This window comes from uncultured Acidovorax sp. (assembly GCF_964021665.1).
In the GTDB taxonomy this organism is placed as follows: domain Bacteria; phylum Pseudomonadota; class Gammaproteobacteria; order Burkholderiales; family Burkholderiaceae_C; genus Acidovorax; species Acidovorax temperans.
The window spans coordinates 1-2,730 of record NZ_CAXIAK010000158.1 but is presented as its reverse complement, the minus strand read 5'-3'; the positions used below and the strand labels follow the sequence as shown (position 1 = coordinate 2,730).

The 2,730-nt window shown below is 64.8% G+C and carries 4 protein-coding genes; 3 read left to right on the top strand and 1 reads right to left on the bottom strand.

Going from position 1 to position 2,730, the window contains the following annotated elements:
• The 3 genes from AADJ04_RS17840 to AADJ04_RS17830 all read left to right on the top strand — a co-directional run.
• Positions 1-337: HAD hydrolase family protein (locus AADJ04_RS17840; RefSeq protein ID WP_341240433.1), on the top strand; the 337-nt coding region annotated here is incomplete at its 5' end.
• The gene (lptC, locus tag AADJ04_RS17835; RefSeq protein ID WP_341240432.1) at positions 334-954 is read left to right on the top strand and encodes an LPS export ABC transporter periplasmic protein LptC; all 621 of its coding nucleotides are present in this window, start codon (positions 334-336) and stop codon (positions 952-954) included. The genes AADJ04_RS17840 and lptC, both read left to right, overlap by 4 nt.
• Before the next feature lie 30 nt (positions 955-984).
• Positions 985-1,770 (top strand): SDR family oxidoreductase, encoded by a 786-nt coding sequence (locus tag AADJ04_RS17830; protein ID WP_341240431.1) that lies wholly within the window; start codon positions 985-987, stop codon positions 1,768-1,770.
• Between the two features lie 117 nt (positions 1,771-1,887).
• On the opposite strand, the gene AADJ04_RS17825 is transcribed toward AADJ04_RS17830, so the two are convergent.
• Positions 1,888-2,451, bottom strand: a complete 564-nt coding sequence (locus AADJ04_RS17825; RefSeq protein WP_341240430.1) for an RNA-binding protein — start codon at positions 2,449-2,451, stop codon at positions 1,888-1,890.
• Positions 2,452-2,730: the final 279 nt, after the last annotated feature.

The window sequence follows — 2,730 nt, the reverse complement described above, 5'->3', positions numbered from 1 at the left end:
CGATTCGGCTCCGCTGCGCGTGCGCCTGAAGGCGCTGGGTGTGGAACATGCCGTGTTCGGCACCGAAGACAAACGCCCCGCTGCAGAGCAGGTGCTTGCCACGCTGGGCCTGAACTGGAGCCAGGCCGCCGCCATGGGCGACGACTGGCCCGACCTGCCGGTGATGCGCCGCAGCGCCCTGGCGTGCGCCCCGCACAACGCCCACATCGAAGTGCGCCACTGCGCGCACTACACCACCCAGGCGCGCGGCGGTGAAGGCGCAGCGCGCGAATTCTGCGATTTGCTGCTGGTGGCCATCGGGGCCTACGCAGGCCTGCTTGCAGGGTACGCCGCATGATGCGCTGGGCTCAACAAGGGTGGGAACGCCTGTCGCTGTACCTGCCTGTGCTGCTGATGGGCCTGCTCGCGCTGGGAACCTGGTGGCTGGTGCGCAACGCCCCCGCGCCGCTGGCCGCGTCGCAGTCTGCAACTGCACCCGACCAGCCCGACTATTCAATGAAAAACTTTGCGGTGAAGAGCTTTGACGCCACGGGCCGCCTGCAAAGCGAAGTGATCGGCGAAACCGCCCGCCATTACCCCGGCACCGACACGCTCGAAATCGACCAGGCCCGCATGCGCTCGGTGGCGCCCAACGGCCGCCTCACCCTCGCCCGCTCTGACCGCGCCGTGAGCAACGGCGATGGCTCCGAGGTTCAGCTTTTCGGCAACGCCGTGGTCACACGCGAGCCCACACCAGCGGGTGGCGGTGCTTCTGCCCAGCCCCGGCTGGAGTTCCGGGGTGAGTTCCTGCATGCCTTCACTCAGGAAGAAAAAGTGCGGTCCAACCGCCCCGTGCAACTCACCCGCGGCAACGACCGCTTCACCGCAGACACCATGGAATACGACAACCTAGACCAGGTGCTGCAACTCAATGGGCGTGTGCGCGGCGTACTGATGCCCACACCCGCCAAATAACTGCTGCGCCCGCGCCCAGCCTTTGCCGCCATGACCCAGCCCCTCGTCTTCATCACTGGCGCTTCCAGCGGAATCGGGCAGGCATTGGCCCTGCGCTTTCATCAGGCAGGTTACCGGCTGGCACTGGTGGCCCGGCGCACCTCTGAAGTCAAATCATGGGCTGACGCCCACCAGATAAGCGCCAGCAGCTACGAAATTTATAGTGCCGATGTGGCGGTGGTGGACAGCATCGTGGCGGCAGGCGCCGAATGCATCGCGCGCCAGGGCCTGCCCGATGTGGTGATTGCCAACGCAGGCATCAGCGTGGGCATGGACACCGCCGTGCGGGAAGACCTGGACGTCATGGCCCGCACGTTCGCCACCAACAACCTGGGGCTGGCAGCCACCTTTCACCCCTTCGCGCAAGGCATGGCGGGGCGCCGCAGCGGCACCCTGGTGGGCATCGCCAGTGTGGCAGGCATTCGCGGGCTGCCCGGTCACGGCGCCTACTGCGCCAGCAAGGCTGCGGTGATCAGCTACTGCGAGAGCCTGCGCGGTGAAATGCGCCCATTCGGCGTGCGCGTGGTCACCCTCTCGCCGGGCTACATCGACACGCCGCTGACCCGGTCCAACCGGTACAGCATGCCGTTCCTGATGCAACCCGAGGACTTTGCCGAGCGTGCCTACCAGGCGATTGCCGCTGGTGTCAGCTACCGCGTCATCCCCTGGCAAATGGGAGTCGTCGCCAAATTGCTGCGCGCGCTGCCCAATGCCCTTTTCGACAAACTGCTGGCCGGCAGGCCCCGCAAACGCCGACAGACCGAAGCTGGGCAGTGAACGACGCCTTCATTTGAGGGCTTGCCACCAGCTGCGGGCGAGGGCTCACACAGGTTCAGGCAACAAAAAAGCCCCCGAAGGGGCTTGTTGCTTTAGCGCAGAGGCGCCGGGCGAGGATCAGTAGCCACCGCCGTTGCCACCACCGTAACCGCCGCCGCCATTGCGACCGCCGTTGCGTGGGCCGGAGCCGTAGGGGCTGCGGAAGCCACCGTCACCACGGCCACCGCCGTAGCCGCCATCACCACGGCCACCGCCGCCGCCATAACCCCCACCGCCGCCTTCGCGACCGCCACCATAGCCGCCGCCTTCACCGCGACCGCCGCCACCGTAACCACCGCCACCGCCTTCACGGCCACCACCGTAGCCGCCGCCACCGCTGCGGCCACCGCCAAAACCACCACCGCCGAAGCCGCCAGTGCGTGGGGGACGGGGTTCCATGGGACGGGCTTCGTTCACGACGATGCTGCGGCCGCCCAGGGGCTGACCATTCATGCCGTTGATGGCAGCTTGCGCTTCGGCATCGCTGGCCATTTCCACAAAACCGAAGCCTTTGGAGCGGCCGGTGTCGCGCTCCATCATGACCTTGGCGCTGGTCACGGCACCGAACTGGCCAAAAGCCTGTTCCAGATCGCTGTCGCGCACCGAGTAAGGCAGGTTGCCAACGTACAGTTTGTTGCCCATCGAGGGACTCCTCAAAAACACATAAATAAAGCGATGGAGTCCCGAAAACGCAGCCAGCTAATCTCAATGACGCTCTCAGCGCGAAACTGACGGATCACCGCAAACCTTGGACGAGAAAAACCCGCGCTGGCATTATGCGCCACAAATTTAAAAAAAAAGCAAGGAACTTCCCCGGAAAAAGCAAGTGTGGCGGCAAAGTCTCAGACAACAAAAAAGGAGCCCTCAGGCCAATGCCAGTCAGTTAAGAGCTGACTGGCATTTTTTTCGTTGGGAATTTGG